This is a genomic window from Bowdeniella nasicola, from assembly GCF_001907295.1.
Classification (GTDB): domain Bacteria; phylum Actinomycetota; class Actinomycetes; order Actinomycetales; family Actinomycetaceae; genus Bowdeniella; species Bowdeniella nasicola.
In genome coordinates, this window is sequence record NZ_MQVR01000063.1 from 1 (window position 1) to 16,921 (window position 16,921).

The following is a 16,921-nucleotide window of genomic DNA, read 5'->3' on the forward strand; positions in this document are numbered from 1 at the left end:
AACACCGGTGGTCGTCCCATGGTCAGGTCCTCCTGCTCTCAGACGCCGATCATGCCCTCATAACCGGTCTGCCAGAAAGCATGACGCGGGACAATACGAGTATGCTACCCACATCCTGCCGCGCAGGCCTTCACCTACCTCAGATGCTCACAACGCGCCAGGGAACTACACCTAACGCTTGGGAATATCGGGCGGGCCCGCCTCCATCCCCTCCCGAATCCACCCGCACGAAACTGCGTTGCGGTAATAGCCGTTGAGCACATCACGACGCGTTTGCTCATCCAACAGGCGATTGGGGACGACCGCGAGTTCGAGCCAATCGATATCTTCGACGTAGGCGTCCGAAGAGCACGCCGCGATAATCGTCCAGTCCGGCGAGGCGTCGTCGGAGAGATCGCTTTCGGCTTCCGCACCCTCAGTAAGTGGCACAAACTGATAGACCCGGGACGCGTCGTTGGGAATCGCCGCCGCGGCCTCCCTGAGCGTCATCCCGGTAAGGTAATGGTCTCGAACCTTGGGGTTGGTCTCGGCGCATCCGGAAAGAAGCACTGCGGAAAGACCTAAGGAAAGTCCAATAGCATGCAGACCCTTAGCCACATTGAACCCCCATTTGGTCCGGCCGGTACGACGTTAGCCAGCCCGAGAGGTTGTTGGACACTGTGAAACCATCAATGCGCTTCTGGTGGCGAATCTTGTACCTGAAACGAGTGCCAGATGAGTACGCGTTGTAGTGCGCTCCCTTTGGCAAGGCAGGTGACTCGCATTGGACACTAACTGAAATCGTCCGACTAGCCTCGATCCCCAGCTGACCAGCGAGCCACCCTTTGGAAGCCCCTACCCCAACCTGGATGCTATTCGAAACGCTCCTTGACTTAACGATCGCACACTTGGAGTTTGGCACGTTGACGACACAGTAACCCAGCAAGGGGCCTCTTGCACGTCGTTGGATGCTCTTGTTCTCCACTGAATACACGTTGCGAACCGACGGCCTACGCATGACATTGCTCGACCCGTCGATTGAGTCGTCCATTCCTATTTCATCGTTCGTTCGATTCTCACTTGCTTGGGTGGGAACGATTCCGGCAAAACCGGCCAAAAAAACGCACCGCAGGCAATGAACTTCATCGTCGACATCATTCTTCCATTCGCTGACCAACTTCTTCGTTGGACTGACTACATTCTAACGCGCTCCAGTGGTCGATGTCACGCAATTCTGACACGAACGTGGTGTCAGCGGGGTGAGGCTTAGAGCTCGGGGAACCAGATCGCGATCTCGCGCGCGGCCGATTCCGGCGCGTCGGAGCCGTGCACGACGTTTTCGATGTTGCCCGTGCCCCAGTCGCGCGCGAGGTCGCCGCGGATGGTGCCGGGCGCGGCGCTCGTGGGATCCGTCGTGCCGGCGAGCGAGCGAAAGCCCTCGACGACGCGTTCGCCCTCGGCGACGATCGCTACGACGGGCCCGTCGGACATGTAGGCGACGAGGTCCGCGTAAAACGGCTTTTCGGTGTGCTCGGCGTAGTGCTCGGCGAGCAGGTCCGCGCTGGCTTCGCGCATCTGCAGCGCGATAATGCGGTAGCCCTTGGCCTCGATTCGGCGCAGGACCTCGCCGATCTGGCCACGCTTGACGCCATCGGGCTTGACGAGGATAAGAGTGCGTTCGACAGTTTCGCTCATGGCGCTCATTCTAGCGAGCCGGAGGCGCGAAAATGCGCAAGTTCGGCCTCATAGCGCTCACCGCGTTCGCGATCGATTTTCGTACCCAGGTAGACCGAGACTCCCCACAGGATCGCGAAGATGATCCCGAGGAGGATCATGTCGGGCAGCAAGATGCCCGCGGCAAGGAGCGCGACTTGCGTCACGGTGCCAAGGACGAGGCCCACGCGGGTGCGCATGAGGCCCGCCGACGCGAGCGCGAGCGCACCGACGCCGCCGCCGATCAGGGCCGCGGTCTGCCCGTCGGTGATGCGCAGGCCGTAGAGCACGAGCGCGAAAAACAGCGCGACGAACGCCTCCAGCAGCAGCAGGACGAAACAAAAGAGGTAGCGCGCGCTCTTCGGGGGTGGCGGCGTGAGCGGCTGTTCACCCGCGCCGTGGCTGATGTCGGTCACGCCCCTAGCTTCGCACAGCCGCGGCGCTAGTCGTTAGTCGGCCCAGGTGCCGGTGGCGATGCGGCCCACGTGCTGGCGGTCGGAGCGCAAGTCGCTCGTCTTGAAGCCGATAGCGCCGTCGGGGGCGAGGAACGCGCCGCCGCTGAGGTCGTCTTCCGGCAGGCGGTAGAGCGTGCCCGAGGCGCGCTCCAGTACGTAGCCTGCCGGGCCCGCGACGAACGCGAGCGTGTTACCGACGACGACGGGCGAGGACGCGAGGGTGTCTTTGCCGAGGTTTCCGAAGACGACCGGGACGGGGCGGCTCGCGTCCTCGCCCGCGCGCTGTGCCGCGAACGTCGCCTGCGGTTGCCCCTCGATCGGACCCTCGCCGGCGAGCACGCCGAGCGCGTCACCAAAATCGAAGACGTCCGAGCCGCGGGCGATCGTCTCAGCCTCGCCGCCGGAAAGCGGCACGGCGACGATCTGGCGTTCGCTCGGATAGTTGTTCGCCTCGGTCGGGCGCGCGAGGTAGGCGGTGCCGTCGAGCACGATCGGGAGCGAGCCGCCGTCGGGCAGCTCCGTTTCTGCCGGCTGGCCGAAGTCATAACGCGCGAGCGTCGACACCTGCTCCGCGGTGCGGTCATAGGCGAAGAAGTCCCACGAGATGCCCTCGCTGAGCGTCGAGAGCGTCCACGTCACGTGGCTATCGGTGGCGTGCGCGCGCCAGCATTTGGCGCCGCCGCTCGAGGCGGGGCGCAGCGCCGCGAGGTCTTGGCGCTCCTTGCCGGTAGCAAGCACGAGCGAACAGTCGTCCGTCGCGCCTCCGCGCGTATCGGCCTGCGTCGTCGCGGTCAGCAGCGCCGCATCGACGCCGAGCAGTTGGACCACCATTGCCGGAAATTCGGGCGTTAGGAATCTGCCTTGGATTCGGCGAAGTTGGCCTCGACGAGCTGGGTGATGGCCGCGACGGCGGCCTTCGCGTCGGCGCCGCTGGCCTTCAGGTGTATCGTCGCGCCCTGGCCAAGGCCCAGCGACATGAGCGAGAGCACCGAGGACGCCGGTTTGTCGTTCACCGTGATCGTCGCATCGAAGCTCGCGGCGAGGCGTGATAGGGCGGCGGCGGGGCGCGCGTGCAGGCCGACGTCGTTACGCAAGACGAGGTCGGCCGCGTGGACCTCGGCCGCCGGCGCGTCGGCGGTGGTGCTCGCCGCCGACGCGGACGTGGCAGGGCTGGCTCCGGCCGAGCTAGCTCCGGCTGTCGCGGTGGCGGTGCCGGGGGCGTCTGCTGCGGCAGCTGAGCCGGGGGCGCCGGGAGCCGCGGGGACCCCGAGTTCGGCAGACTGCAGCGATGTCGCCGCGTCGGCCACCGCGGCGATCACTGCCTTGAGATCTCCCCCGCTATCGGCGACGACGGCCGCCGCGACGGCCCCCTCCACGAGCGGCCCCTCGGCAAGCGCGACGCGGGCGGCGTCGGTGACGAAGTCGAGCACGGATTCGGCCGTCATCGTCGCCGAGCCGAGGTCGGTCAACAGAGCTGCGTTATCGCCCGCATCGACGATCTGCTCGACGGCGTTTAAGACCTTGGTAAACGACGTGCCAATGCCGCCGTCGTCTCTGCCGCCGGCCGCGTGAAAGCCGACCTTGGGCGCCATCTGGCTGGCGAGTTCGATCACGCCTTCGGCCAGGCGTGCACTGTGGGAGACGATGACGAGTTGGACTGCCATGTCTCCCCCTTAGTGTGCGGCGTTGGCGGCAGCGTCGGCGGCCGCGGCGATGAGGAGCCGGGAGGATTCGGCGCCCGGGTCGAGGTGCCCGATCGAGCGCTCCCCCAGGTAGGAGGCACGCCCCTTCGTCGCCTTCAGCGGGATCGTCGCCTGCGCGCCTTCGGCCGCGGCCTCGGCGGCCGCCTGCCACGTCGCGACGACGTCCTCGCCCCCGTCGGCGGCAGCGCGGGCCGCATCGGCGGCGGGCCCCCACGCGTCGACCATCGTCTTCTCGCCACGCTCGGCCTTGCCGCGCTTTTGGATGCCCTCGAGCGCGCCCGCGAGCAGCGCCGCAACCCCGGCCGAATCGAGTTCCTCGCCGACGGCGCGCGAGGCGGAAAGGAACGCGGTGCCATACAGCGGCCCGGCGGCGCCACCAACCGTCGACATGAGCGACATCGCGACGCTCTTTAGCAGCTCCGCAATCGACTGGTCGCCATCGGCGTCGTGGAGGAGCTGCTTGACGGCCGAAAAACCGCGGTCCATGTTCTCGCCGTGGTCGCCGTCGCCGATCGCGCGGTCCAGGTCGATGAGGCCGACGCGGGCCTCGCTCATGGCATCGCAGCAGCGCAGCAGCCAGTCGCGGACAAAGGGGGCGGAAAGTGCAGCAGTCATGTCCCTATCTCCCTAAGGGGTTACGCGGGTGAAGGCCGGGGTCGCGCACGGGGCGTCCCAGGCGGCGAGCAGTTCGTCGTCCATCGGGCAGACGGTGACGGACACGCCCGCCATGTCGAGGCTCGTGACATAGGAGCCGACGAGCGAGCGCACGACGTTAACGCCGCGTGCGGCAAGGGCGTCGTGGGCGGCGCCGTAGCAGATATGCAGTTCGGCATCCGTCGTCGATCCCATCCCGTTGACGAAGAGCAGGACGTCGCTGCCGTCCTCGCAGCCGCCGTCGCGCGCGATCGCGTCGATCAGGCCCTCGATGATCTCCTTGGCCTGCGTGTGCGGCTGATGCTCGCGGCCCGGCTCGCCGTGGATGCCGATGCCGATCTCGATCTGGCCCGCATCGAGGTCGAACGTGTGCTGGCCCGTCGTCGGGCTAATGCCGGATTCGAGCGCGACGCCCATCGAGCGCACGGCGCCGGCAGCCTTGCGTGCGATCTCGGCGACTACCGCGAGGTCATCGCCGCGCGCCGCGGCAGCGCCCGCGACCTTCTCGACAACGAGGGTGCCGGCGACGCCGCGCCTGCCCGCGGTGTACGTCGAATCCTCGACGGCGACATCGTCGGCGACGAGCACGGACTCGACCGCGACGTCCTCCATGTCGAGCAGTTCGGCGGCCGTTTCGAAGTTCAGGACATCGCCCGTGTAATTCTTGACGATCATGACGACGCCGCGTCCCTCGTCGGCGGCCTTCGCGGCGGCATGGATCTGCGGCGCGGGCGGCGAGGTGAAGACGGGGCCGGGAACGGCGCCGTGCAGCATGCCGGGGCCAACGAGCCCGCAGTGCAGCGGTTCGTGGCCGGAGCCGCCGCCGGAGACGACGGCGACCTGCGCGGCGCGACCGGAGTCCTTATCGGCGCGCGTCACGAACGGCGGGTCGGTAGAAATCGCGACGAGGTCACTGTGCGCGAGGCTAAGGCCCCGCAAGTAGTCGGTGACGACTTGGGCCGGGTCGTTGATGAGCTTTTTCATTGCTACCTCCGTTGGTTGCGTGCTGTCCCCTTCAAGGTACGCCACACACCGACCCCAATGAACCAGATTCCGCTAATCCAAAATGCGATCCAGACGAATGTCGGCCGGTTCGGGTAGGCGATCATCAGCCAGATGATGCAGATAAACCAGATCGAAACGGCGATGATGTTCGGGATCATGAGCGCGCGGACGCGCAGCGGGTGCAGGAACGTCAGCGGGGTGACGGTGAGGAATGCGAAGAGCACCGTGATGAGGACGTTCATCACGGGGCCGGTATCGAGCAGCCACAGATAGGCCGCGACGATATTCCACGCCGCGGGGAATCCGACGAAGTACTGGTCGTGTGCCTTGACCTGGGTGTTGCAGTAGCAGAACGTCGAGGACATGCATACGACGATCATCATGATCATCGCGACCCACTTGTAGCCGTAGGGCACGTGCAGGTACATAAACACGGCCGGGATGAACGTCCACGTGATGTAGTCGACGATATTGTCGAGGATCGCCCCGTCGAACCACGGGACGCGGTTCTTCACGTCGGCGCGGCGGGCGAGGGTACCGTCGAGCGCGTCGACGAGAAGCGCGAGCGCGAGCCAGCCCCACATCTGCAAGATGCGGCCGTGTGCAAGCGAAATGATCGCAAGGCACGCCCAGATCACGCCCGTCATCGTGAAACCGTGGACGGACCAGACCGCCAGGCGCTGCTTCAAGTTGAGCTGCGGATACTCCGCCGAGCGCGCGTTGCGCCAGACGCTGCCGTCCGCTCCCGGCGGGCTCGTTGCCGACATCCTAGACCTTTCGTTTGCCGAGAATTTCGCGGGCCGCGGCCGCCAGGTACACCGATCCGATCACGAGGACGCCGGTCGTTGCCGCGGGGCCACCTTCTGCTTCTGCCAGCGTAGCGGCCCGCTCGATCGCGTCCCCGAGGGACGCGGCTACCTCGGTGCGATCCTCGCCGAACACGTCGGTGGCGACCTCGGCGAGTTCGGCGACGTTGAGCGCGCGCTCGCTCATGACCTGGGTGAGGACGACGGCCTCGACATGCGGCTCCAGCTCGACGAGCATCGCCTCGACGTTCTTGTCCGCGAGGACACCGACGACCGCGACCAGGCGCGTGAAGCCGAAGGTCTCCTCGAGCGTGGCGACGGTGGCGGCGACGCCGTGCGGATTGTGGGCCGCGTCGACGACGACCGTGGGCGACGAGCGCACGACCTCCAGGCGTCCCGGGCTCGTGACGGCCATCATCGCGCGTTCGACGACCTCGCCGGATAGCGCCCGGCCGCCAAAGAGCGCCTCGACGGCCGCGAGCGCAAGCAGGGCGTTGTGCGCCTGGTGTGCGCCGTGCAGCGAGATGAGGACGTCGGTGTAGGTGGCGGCGGTCGTCGCGAGGGTCGCGAACTGGCCGCCGACGGCGACCTGGCGGTCGACGACGCTCAGGTGTTCGCCCTCGGCGACGAGGCGCGCTCCCGCCTGAGCGGCCGCGGCGTAAATGACGCCGGCCACCTCGTCGCGCTGCGCGGCCATGACGACCTCGCAGCCCGGCTTGATGATGCCGGCCTTCTCGCCGGCGATGTCGGTGAGTTCGTTGCCGAGGTAGCGCTCGTGGTCGCGTGCGATCGGCGTGATAACGGCGACGGCGGCATCGGCGACGTTGGTCGCGTCGAACCGGCCGCCCATCCCGACCTCGAGGACGATGACATCGACGGGCGCCGACGCGAACGCCGCGAACGCCATGAGCGTGAAGACCTCGAAGAAGCTCAGGCGCGGCCCGCCGCTCGCCTGCGATTCGTCGTCGACGAGGCCAATGATCGGCTCGATTTCGCGGTAGGCCTCGACGAATGCGGCCGCGGAGATCGGTTCGCTGTCGATCGTGATGCGTTCGCGCACGTTGTGCAGATGCGGCGAGGTGAAGCGTCCGACGCGCAGGTTCTGCTCGGCGAGCAGCGCCTCGACCATGCGCGCCGTCGACGTCTTGCCGTTGGTGCCGGTGATGTGGACGACGGGGGCCGAGCGCTGCGGGTCGTCGAGCAGCTCGCAGGCGCGGCGCACGCGGTCGATCGTCGGATCGAAATCGTGCTCCGGGTTGCGAGTGAGGATGTCGCGGTAGATCTCCGCGACCTCTGCTTCGGCGATGGCGTCGGCCTCGGCCGCGGCCACATCGTCGCTCGCTTTCACGTCGGCGACGATGGACGGATCCGGTCCTGCGAGCAGGCTCGAGCCGAGGAGCTCGGCGAGTGCCTCTTCGTGGGCGTCCGGGCCGTCGGGTGTGCCGGTCTCGTCGTGCTGGTCGTGCTCGTCGCGGTTACTCATGCGTCGGCCTTTGCTACCTGGATATCGGCCTCGCCCTCGGCGAGGGTGAGTTCGGTCGCGAGCGTCTCGGCGCACACGAGGTCGCGGTAGGCCTCGATCGCGGCGAGCTGGTCTGCGGGCAGCGCGAGGCGTGCGCTGATGCGGTCCGAGACGTGCAGCCCGGCGTCCTTGCGCGCCTGCTGGACGGCGCGGATGACGTCGCGCGCGATGCCTTCGGCAGCGAGTTCGTCGGTGATCATCGTATCGAGGACGACGACGGTGCCGCCGCTAAGGACGGATGCGGCCTCGCCCGCCTCGGTTTCGACCGACTGGCTGAGCGTGTACTGGCCCGCGGCAAGGTCGACGGTGGAGCCGTCGGCGAGCGTGAGGCGCAGCGTGTCGCCGGCCAGCTCGAACGCGCCGGACTTCGCGGCCGCGAACAGCTGCGAGGTGAGGCGGCGCATCTCGGGGGCGAGCTCGCGCGGCTGGACCGCGACGGATTCGCGCACCTGCAGGCCGCACGTGGCGACGTCTTGCAGGTCGACGTGCTTGACATTGATCTCCGAAGCGATGAGGTCCGCAAACGGCGCGAGCCGCTCGGGGTTCGTGCTCACGACGCGCAGGGTGCCCAGCGGCTGGCGTACGCGGATCTTTTCGGCCTTGCGCAGCGCGTGCGCGCCCGAGATGACCGCGCGGGCTTCGTCGGTCGCCGCGACGAGGTCTTCGTCGACGGGGAAGAGTGCGGCATCCGGGTAGTCCTGCAGGTGCACGGACTCGCCTCCGGTGAGGCCGCGCCAGATCTCTTCGGTGACCATGGGCAGCAGCGGCGCGGCAACCTCGCACAGGGTCTTCAGCGCCGTGTACAGGGTGTCGAAGGCTGCGTCGTCGTCGTTCCAGAACCGGCCGCGCGACTCGCGGATGTACCAGTTGGTGAGCGTGTCGACGTAGGTGCGGATGGCCTCCGTCGCGCCCGGGATGTCGTAGGCGTCGAGCGCGGCGCGCACCTCGCGCACGAGGTCGCCCGTCTTGGCCATGAGGTAGCGGTCGAGCACCTCAGGCGAGTCTGTGCGGAAGGATGCCTCGTAGCCGTGCTGGCCGTGATACGCCCCCGCGTAGAGCGCGAAGAAGTACCACGCGCTCCAGGCCGGCAGCAGCGCCTCGCGCACCGCGGCGCGGATGCCCTCTTCGGTCACGACGAGGTTGCCGCCGCGCACGACGGGCGAGGACAGCAGGAACCAGCGCATCGCGTCGGCCCCGTCGCGATCGAAGACCTCCGAGACGTCCGGGTAGTTACGCAGCGACTTGCTCATCTTACGCCCGTCGGAGCCGAGCACGATGCCGTGCGAGATGGCGGAGGTGAACGCGGGCCGGTCGAACAGCGCCGTGGACAGGACGTGCAGCGTGTAGAACCAGCCGCGCGTCTGGCCGATGTATTCGACGATGAAGTCGCCCGGGAAGTGCGAGTCGAACCAGTCGGCGTTTTCGAACGGGTAGTGCACCTGGGCGTAGGGCATCGAGCCGGATTCGAACCAGCAGTCGAGCACGTCGGGGATGCGGCGCATCATCGACGTGCCGGTGGGGTCATCCGGGTTGGGGCGCACGAGCGTGTCGATGAAGGGGCGGTGCAGGTCGGTGACCTCGACGCCGAAGTCCGCCTCGAGTTCGGCGATGGAGCCGTACACGTCGGTGCGCGGGTAGGCGGGATTATCGGAGACCCACACGGGGATGGGGCTGCCCCAGTAGCGGTTGCGCGAGATCGACCAGTCGCGGGCGCCCTCGAGCCACTTGCCGAACTGGCCGTCCTTGATGTGCTCGGGCACCCAGGCGATTTCCTGGTTGAGTTCGACCATGCGGTCGCGGAACTTCGTGACCGCGACGAACCAGGACGAGACGGCGCGGTAGATGAGGGGTTCGCGGCAGCGCCAGCAGTGCGGGTAGGGGTGGACGTAGGAGGCGTCGCGCACGAGTACGGGGCGCTGGGCCTCGGGGCGTGCACCGATCGGGCCGGTTGCGTCACGCAGGTCAGTGATGATCGCTCGGTTGGCGTCGAAGACCTGCTGGCCAACGTAATCGGGCACGTCGGCGGTGAATTTGCCGGCGTCGTCGACGGGGACGACGGGGCGGATGCCGGCCTCGGTGCACGCGATCATGTCGTCTTCACCGAAGGCGGGCGCCATGTGAACGAGGCCGGTGCCGTCTTCGGTCGTGACGAAGTCGCCGGCGAGGATCGTAAAGGCGTTCGGGCCCGGGGCATCGTCGGCGTCGCGGCTGGCGAAGTAGTCGAAGATCGGGTGGTAGCGGCGTCCGACGAGGTCGGCGCCCTTCAGCCGCTCGGAAACGGGCACGTCCTCGCCCAGTTCCTTGGCGTAGGCAGATACGAGCGCCTCGGCGAGGATGACCCTCTCCCCCGCGAGCACGCCCTCAGTCGGAGCGACGACGACGTAGTCGATCTCGGGGCCGACGGCGATCGCGAGGTTCGACGGCAGCGTCCAAGGCGTCGTCGTCCAGATGAGCGCGAGCTCACCGGTCTCCAGGCGCACGCCGACCGTGACAGTGCGGTCCTGGCGGTCCTGGTAGACGTCGTCGTCCATCTTCAGTTCATGGTTGGACAGCGGCGTCTGGTCATTCCAGCAGTACGGCAGGACGCGGTAGCCCTCATAGGCCAGCCCCTTGTCGTACAGCGACTTGAACGCCCAGATGACGGACTCCATGAAGGTGAGGTCGAGCGTCTTGTAGTCGTTGTCAAAATCGACCCAGCGCGCCTGGCGGGTGACGTAGTCCTCCCACTCCTTGGTGTAGCGCAGGACCGAGGAGCGGCACGCATCATTAAAGGCGCCGATGCCCATGCCGTCCTCGCCCTCGATCTCGGACTTGTCCTCGATGCCGAGGATGCGTTCGGCCTCCAGCTCGGCGGGTAGGCCGTGGGTGTCCCAGCCGAAGCGGCGCTCGACGCGGTGGCCGAGCTGCGTTTGGTAGCGGCCGATCGCGTCCTTGACGTAGCCCGTCAGCAGGTGGCCGTAGTGCGGCAGGCCGTTGGCAAAGGGCGGGCCGTCGTAGAAGATGAACTCGTTTGCGCCGCGCTCGCCCGCTTCGCGCATCTCGACCGACTTGGTAAACGTGTCGTTGGCGCGCCAGTAGCGCAGGATGTCCTCTTCGATCGCCGGGAACGTCGGCGAGGGGACCACCGCGTGCTCGCGGTGGCGGGGGTAGACACCGTGCTTGTCTTCGCTCATCGTTTCTGCCTCATCAAAACGCCAGTGAATTGCTGAGGACGACGACGCTATGTCACCGCGGTACCACCTCGGTTGCCGGCTAGCGCCGGCCACTTCATTTGGGCGATGACGGACCCTACCCGTTCGGTTCTACTAGGCGGGCCGCTGGCGGCGGTCGCGGTTCTTCCGAAGGCTCCCCGGTGATGGCCGGATCAACGCCGTGCACATCATAACCCATGAGTCTTCACAACTATTCCGGCAGGAGAGGTTGCGCGATGAGCCAGAAAATGGATGGCTGAAGATATGGCTATTTCACGCATGCGCGTGACCACTGTGGCGGCCGCGGCCCTTCTGGCCGGATCGCTCGCGGCCTGCTCTGAGATGACAGCGGGCACCGAGACGACGAGCCCGGCGCCCGCCGAGACGACGCCCGCACAGGACACTGAAAGCACCACGGGCGCCGCGCCCGACGATGATGATGCCGCAGACGACGGCGCGACGGGTGACGGGACCGGCACGAACGACGCCTTGGCCTCGGGTGACCGCCTGCCGCCCGCGGGCGCCACGGCGATGTTCACAGTGCTCACCGAACATCCGGGAGACCTGATCGAGCTGGATTGGGACACGGAGCGCGAACGCTGGGAGGTGGTCGTGCTCAGCGGCGACAAGAAGCTCGAAGTCTACACGAGCCCCGCGGGCACCGAGATCACTGAGGTCGACGATTCCGAGCCCGCGGAGCAAAAGGACCGCGACCGTGCCGCGGCCGTTCAGGTCTCGGTCAACGATGCGATCGACAAGGTCATGGCCGAATACCCCGGCGTTCTCGATGAGGCAAAGCTCGATGAGAACAACGGCCGCTTGGCATGGCAGATCGAGATCGACAACGTCAAGGGGTCGACCGACAGCGTCAAAGCCTACGTCGATGTCGTAACCAACGAGATGTGGCTCGACGACTAAGCCGCCACTAGTCACGCGCGCCCGGGTGCTTCGGTACCCGGGGGCGGTTGTATCTGGACCCCGAGTAGCTGCGTCGTCGAACCATCGTTCGATCCCAGGGTTGTCGGTGGTCAATCCTACGTTCTAGGTATTACCTGTTCACCTGTTTACCTAGGAGTTCATCACGAAAACCCGGCTTCCCCTCGCCTGCGCCGCGATGCTGCTAAGCGCCGCGACCCTGACGGCATGCGGTCCGTCGAACCACGATCCCGCGAGCGCCACCGAGCCCGCGCAGCCCGTCCCCGCGAAGGAGGCTACGGCGGCCGTAGCCGCCGTCGAGGAACCGAGCGAGAGCCCGCGTCGATCTATGGCGAGCGCATCGTCTCCGAGCGCGGCAACCTCGTGAAAAAGGTTGGCCAACTCGCCGGGTTGAACGGCGAGAACCCCGACGATGTCATCGCCGAGTTCAAGATCACCGCGATCGAGACCGACGTGAAGTGCACGGCCGAATTCGCTCAGCCAGCGGAAAATGGTCACTTCATCGCCATCACGATGGAGGTGCAGACGACGCCGAACTCCTGCCCGGCGAGATCGGGCCGGGTGAGACCGCGAGCGGGAAGATCGTCCTCGACAGCGCCTACACCGAGGGTGTTCTCGTGTTCTCCCCGATCCTCGATTCGGGCTGGGAGTGGGAGTTCTGATCCGGCCTAGAGTAGGATCAGCGAGAGCACCCACACCGTAAGCATCGCCGCGACGCCCTGGCTCAGGGTCGCCGTCGTCTGGATGCGGTAGGCCGTCGCGACGGAGAAGCGAGACATCCGCGAGACGACCCAGAAGAAGGAGTCGTTCGCGTGGCTGACGACCATTCCGCCGGCGCCAATCGCGAGCACCGTGAGGACGAGGCCCATCGGCGAGTCGAGGCCAAGGGAGCCGAGCAGCGGCGCCATCATCGCGGACGTCGTCACGAGCGCTACCGTCGACGAGCCCTGCGCGGACTTCAGGGCGGCCGCAACGATGAACGGCACCCACACGCCCCAGCCAAGACCGCCGAACGCGTTCGTCAGGACGTCGGTCAGCGGGGAGGCGCCGAGGACGCCACCGAAGGCCGCGCCCGCGCCCGTGATGAGGATGATGGGGGCCGCAACGCGAATGCCCTCTTCCACCGACGAGTTGAACTGGCTCGTGCGGCTCTCGCCGTCGCCGCCTGCCACTACCGACGTGCGACGCAGCAGCGGGAAGGCGGCCGCGAGGCCGAGCAGCAGGGCGACGGCGGGCGCGCCGAGGAAGGCGACGATGTCGAAGAAGACGCCCTCACCAAACGGCTTACCCGGCAGTTTCGCGATGGAGGCGAGGCAGATGAGCAGGATCGGGATGCGGATCGGGGCGAAGGACGCGAACGCGCTCGGCAGTCCCGTCGTCGCGACCTCGTCGGCCTCGGCATCGAGACGGTCTTCGTCCTCGTCGGGCAGCAGCGGGACGTCGCGCTTGAGGAAGCGGTTTGCCCACAGCAGGCCCGCACCGGCGGAAACAGCCGCCACGAGCAGGCCCCACAGGATGATCTGGCCGAGCTGGTCGGTCGCGCCGAGGTTACCGGCAGCGGCGATCGGGCCGGGCGTCGGCGGCACGAGACCGTGCGTCGCGAACAGGCCGGTCATGAGCGCGATCGCCATCGCGGCCGGCGAGACCTGCAGCTGGCGCGCGAGGGAGCGTCGTAGCGAGTTCAAGATGACATAGCCGGAGTCGCAAAACACCGGGATGGAGACGATGTAGCCGATGACGGACATCGTGAGCGTCGGGAAGCGTTTGCCAAGGACGCGGATGATCGCCTGCGCCATCGCGATCGCGGCGCCGGAGCGCTCCAGGATGACGCCGATGATCGTGCCGAGCACGATGACGATGCCGATCGAGCCGATGACCTTACCGAAGGATTCCGTCGCGGTCCCCACGACGTCGGCCAGCGGGATGCGGTAGGCGATCGCCCCGATGAGGGCCGCCAGAAGCAGCACAAGGAAGGGGGAAAATTTGAAGCGCGCCGTCGCGACGACAATGAACGCGACAAGCGCCAGCAGGATGAGGATCTCGACCATGGTCCACTCCGATCTAAGCGAGATACGCCCATCGTACGCGTGACGCGCGCCACTACCGGTGAAGGCGGTGGCGCGCGTCGTGCTTTTGGCCGAGATTCAGGCGGTTTTGGCGCTATTGACTGATCCCGAGCTGGTCGAAGATGATCGCGAGCTCTTCGGCGCGCTCATGCCAGGCGTCGTAACGTCCGGACTTGCCGCCGTGGCCTGCCGCCATCTGGCAGCGCAGCAGGATCGGGCGCTCGGACGGATCGTTGGTGACGGTCTCGCGCAGGCGCTGGACCCACTTCAGCGGCTCGACGAAAAACACGCGGGTGTCGTTCAGGCTCGTCGTCGCGAGGATCGCCGGGTAGGAGGACTCAGCGATGTTCTCGTACGGCGAGTAGGAGCGCATGAGGCGGTAGATTTCCTCGGATTCGATCGGGTTGCCCCACTCTTCCCACTCGCCGACGGTCAGCGGCAGGTCGGGGTTGAGGATCGTCGTGAGGGCGTCAACGAACGGGACACCCGCGTGGACGACGCGCCACAGGTCCGGGGCGAGGTTCGTGATCGCGCCCATGAGGAGGCCGCCGGCGCTGCGGCCTTCGGCGGCGAGGCGGTCGGGTGCGACCCAGCCGCTCTCGACGAGGAAACGGCCGACGTCGACGAAGTCCTCGAAGGTGTGCATCTTGGCCGCGAGTTTGCCGTCGTCGTACCACTGCCGGCCCATCTCGCCGCCGCCGCGGATGTGCGCGATGGCGAACACCATGCCGCGGTCGAGCATCGACAGTCGGGACGCCACGAACGACGGGTTGATCGAAACTTCGTAGGAGCCGTAGCCGTACAGCAGGCCCGGGTTGGTGCCGTCGGGCTTGATATCGGCGCGGGCGACGAGCGAGACCGGGATCTTCACTCCGTCGCGGGCCTCGACCCACAGACGCTGCTCGCGGTACTCGTTCGGGTCGTAGCCCCCGAGGACCTCGGTCTGCTTCAGGACTTCGCTCTCGTGGGTCGTCACGTCGATCTCGCACACGGTGGCGGGGATGAGGAACGATTCGAGGCGGTAGCGGATCTCGCGCGCGTCGTGGCGCGGGTTGTTCATGAGCTCGACGGTGCGGACCTCGCCGCTCGTGGGCACGTCCCACGGCTCGCCGTAGCCGTCGGCTTCCTTCGGCAGGACGCGCAACTGGGTGACGCCGCCGGAGCGCATCGAGACGACGGCGTGGGTGTCGAAGGCGTCGACTCCGATGATGCGCTCACCATCGCCCGGGGCGAGGACGGTCTGCCACGTGGTGCGCGGCGCGGGGCCGATCGGGGCGTGCGAGACCTCGAAGCCGATGTGGTTCGCGTTGTGCGTGATGAGGAGATGATCAGAGGCGACCTCGATCGAATAGTCGATGTCCTGCTCGCGCGGCGCGACGCAGACCGGCTCGGCGGCCGTGTCGGCGGCGTCGAGCAGGTAGGACTCGCCCGTCGTCGAGGAGCCGAGTCCGATCACGATATGACGGTTATCGCGCGAGGCGGCAATCCCCATCCAATAGCGCTCGTCGTCCTCCTGGTAGACGAGCACGTCGTGCGCGGGATCGGAGCCGAGCTCGTGACGCCACACCTGGTGCGGGCGCCACGCGTCGTCGACACGCACGTAGTACAGGTGGCTCGCGTCGAGCGTGAAGGCGAGGCCGTAGCCGACGCCGGTCACCGAGTCGTCGATGATCTCGCCGGTCGACATGTTTTTCACGACGACGTCGTGGCGCTCATCGCCGGAGTTATCGACCGTGTAGGCGAGCAGATCGTCCGCGGGCGCGATCTCGAAGCCGCCGAGTTTGAAGAACTCCTGTCCGGTGGCGAGCGTCGGGCCGTCGATCAGGATCTGCTCGCCCTCGATCGCCTCGCCCGCGATGAGTTCGGGGCGCACGCCCGTATCGGCGATCCGCGCCCAGACCGGGTACTGTTCGCCCTCAGTCGTGCGCGAGTAGTACCAGTACCCGTCGATGAGGGAGGGCACTGCGAGGTCGGTTTCCTTGGTGCGCGATTTGATTTCGTCGAAGATGCGCGCTTTGAGTTCGCCCAGGTGCGCGGTCTTTGCGTCGGTGTAGGCGTTCTCGGCGTTGAGAAGGTCGATGACTTCGGCGTCATCCTTGTTACGAAGCCACTCGTATGAGTCGACGAAATCCTCGCCGTGGAAGCTGCGGGTGATGTCTCGGTGTTCGGCGCGTGGCGCCGCGATATTCTCAGTCACGCTCGCCAGTGTAAACCGCTTCCTGGGCGGGGTCGATGGCATAAAATTGAGGCGCAAACATTCTTGCGGTAGCTCAATCTTGCGAGGAAAAGGTGCCACAGTCCAAAGCCGACCGCGTCTATTTCCACGTAAGGCACCAGATCCTCAGCGGCGAATACCATGCGGGTGATCGGCTCGTGCTGGACCGTATCGCGCGCGACTGCGACGTCTCCGCCGTCCCCGTACGAGAAGCGATCCGCCGGCTCGAGGCCGAAGGCCTAGCGATCTACACCCGTAACGTCTGCGCCCAGGTTGCGCCACTCGACCTCGAGCATTTTGTCGAAACCGTGCAGGCCCTCGCCATCATCGAGGGTATTGCCACGGCCCTATCCGCCGAGCACCTCACCGCCGCCCAGCTCGCCGAGGCGCGCGACATCAATGAGGAACTGCGCCTGTGCGTGCGCGGGTCGATCGATCGCGAACGCTATTTCGAGCTCAATCGCGCCTTCCATTTCGCCCTCGCCCAGGCATGCCCCAATGGCTATTTGTGGTCGTCGTTCGTCGAGCTATGGGAACGTGCCGAGATTATCCGCGGCTCAACGAGCGCGCTGACGGATTTCCGGCTCTTCAGAGTTGAGTGTGGGTTGATGCGTCCAGGCCGCCAGCGATGAGGAGCATGCGGAGTCGGTAGTTCTCGAGGTTGCGGAATCCGCGA

15 protein-coding genes are annotated in these 16,921 nt (G+C 66.7%); 2 read left to right on the top strand and 13 right to left on the bottom strand.

Annotated elements, in window-relative coordinates:
• Positions 1–171: 171 nt before the first annotated feature.
• The 10 genes from BSZ39_RS09640 to ileS form a co-directional block, all read right to left on the bottom strand.
• The gene (locus tag BSZ39_RS09640) at positions 172–597 is read right to left on the bottom strand and encodes a hypothetical protein (RefSeq protein ID WP_143180485.1); all 426 of its coding nucleotides are present in this window, start codon (positions 595–597) and stop codon (positions 172–174) included.
• A 648-nt stretch (positions 598–1,245) separates the two neighbouring features.
• Positions 1,246–1,683 (bottom strand): nucleoside-diphosphate kinase, encoded by a 438-nt coding sequence (gene ndk / locus BSZ39_RS09645; protein ID WP_425425684.1) that lies wholly within the window; start codon positions 1,681–1,683, stop codon positions 1,246–1,248.
• Positions 1,680–2,108: a DUF4233 domain-containing protein gene (locus BSZ39_RS09650; protein ID WP_158025161.1), complete on the bottom strand. Its 429-nt coding sequence runs from the start codon at positions 2,106–2,108 to the stop codon at positions 1,680–1,682. The genes ndk and BSZ39_RS09650 overlap by 4 nt, the downstream gene beginning before the upstream one ends.
• Before the next feature lie 33 nt (positions 2,109–2,141).
• The gene (locus tag BSZ39_RS09655; RefSeq protein ID WP_073717127.1) at positions 2,142–2,978 is read right to left on the bottom strand and encodes a hypothetical protein; all 837 of its coding nucleotides are present in this window, start codon (positions 2,976–2,978) and stop codon (positions 2,142–2,144) included.
• Between the two features lie 17 nt (positions 2,979–2,995).
• Positions 2,996–3,811 (bottom strand): dihydroxyacetone kinase phosphoryl donor subunit DhaM, encoded by an 816-nt coding sequence (gene dhaM, locus BSZ39_RS09660; RefSeq protein WP_073717128.1) that lies wholly within the window; start codon positions 3,809–3,811, stop codon positions 2,996–2,998.
• A gap of 9 nt (positions 3,812–3,820) precedes the next feature.
• The gene (gene dhaL / locus BSZ39_RS09665; RefSeq protein ID WP_073717129.1) at positions 3,821–4,465 is read right to left on the bottom strand and encodes a dihydroxyacetone kinase subunit DhaL; all 645 of its coding nucleotides are present in this window, start codon (positions 4,463–4,465) and stop codon (positions 3,821–3,823) included.
• A gap of 12 nt (positions 4,466–4,477) precedes the next feature.
• The gene (gene dhaK, locus BSZ39_RS09670) at positions 4,478–5,488 is read right to left on the bottom strand and encodes a dihydroxyacetone kinase subunit DhaK (RefSeq protein WP_073717130.1); all 1,011 of its coding nucleotides are present in this window, start codon (positions 5,486–5,488) and stop codon (positions 4,478–4,480) included.
• A gap of 2 nt (positions 5,489–5,490) precedes the next feature.
• Positions 5,491–6,276, bottom strand: a complete 786-nt coding sequence (locus BSZ39_RS09675) for a CDP-alcohol phosphatidyltransferase family protein (RefSeq protein WP_083603190.1) — start codon at positions 6,274–6,276, stop codon at positions 5,491–5,493.
• A 1-nt stretch (position 6,277) separates the two neighbouring features.
• Positions 6,278–7,798 (bottom strand): bifunctional folylpolyglutamate synthase/dihydrofolate synthase, encoded by a 1,521-nt coding sequence (locus BSZ39_RS09680; RefSeq protein WP_083603191.1) that lies wholly within the window; start codon positions 7,796–7,798, stop codon positions 6,278–6,280.
• Positions 7,795–11,010, bottom strand: a complete 3,216-nt coding sequence (gene ileS, locus BSZ39_RS09685) for an isoleucine--tRNA ligase (protein ID WP_073717131.1) — start codon at positions 11,008–11,010, stop codon at positions 7,795–7,797. The genes BSZ39_RS09680 and ileS overlap by 4 nt, the downstream gene beginning before the upstream one ends.
• A 282-nt stretch (positions 11,011–11,292) precedes the next feature.
• On the opposite strand from ileS, the gene BSZ39_RS09690 reads away from it, so the two are divergent.
• Positions 11,293–11,946, top strand: a complete 654-nt coding sequence (locus BSZ39_RS09690) for a PepSY domain-containing protein (RefSeq protein WP_158025163.1) — start codon at positions 11,293–11,295, stop codon at positions 11,944–11,946.
• A gap of 150 nt (positions 11,947–12,096) precedes the next feature.
• On the opposite strand, the gene BSZ39_RS09695 is transcribed toward BSZ39_RS09690, so the two are convergent.
• From BSZ39_RS09695 to BSZ39_RS09705, 3 genes are all read right to left on the bottom strand, one after another.
• On the bottom strand, positions 12,097–12,462 hold the full coding sequence (locus BSZ39_RS09695; protein ID WP_073717133.1) for a hypothetical protein: 366 nt from the start codon (positions 12,460–12,462) through the stop codon (positions 12,097–12,099).
• 170 nt (positions 12,463–12,632) lie between these two features.
• Entirely contained in the window at positions 12,633–14,012 is a 1,380-nt protein-coding gene (locus BSZ39_RS09700) for a GntP family permease (RefSeq protein ID WP_073717134.1), read from the bottom strand.
• A 112-nt stretch (positions 14,013–14,124) separates the two neighbouring features.
• Entirely contained in the window at positions 14,125–16,227 is a 2,103-nt protein-coding gene (locus BSZ39_RS09705; protein WP_073717135.1) for a S9 family peptidase, read from the bottom strand.
• A 92-nt stretch (positions 16,228–16,319) separates the two neighbouring features.
• On the opposite strand from BSZ39_RS09705, the gene BSZ39_RS09710 reads away from it, so the two are divergent.
• Positions 16,320–16,877 (top strand): GntR family transcriptional regulator, encoded by a 558-nt coding sequence (locus BSZ39_RS09710; RefSeq protein ID WP_073717136.1) that lies wholly within the window; start codon positions 16,320–16,322, stop codon positions 16,875–16,877.
• The last annotated feature ends 44 nt before the right edge of the window (positions 16,878–16,921 follow it).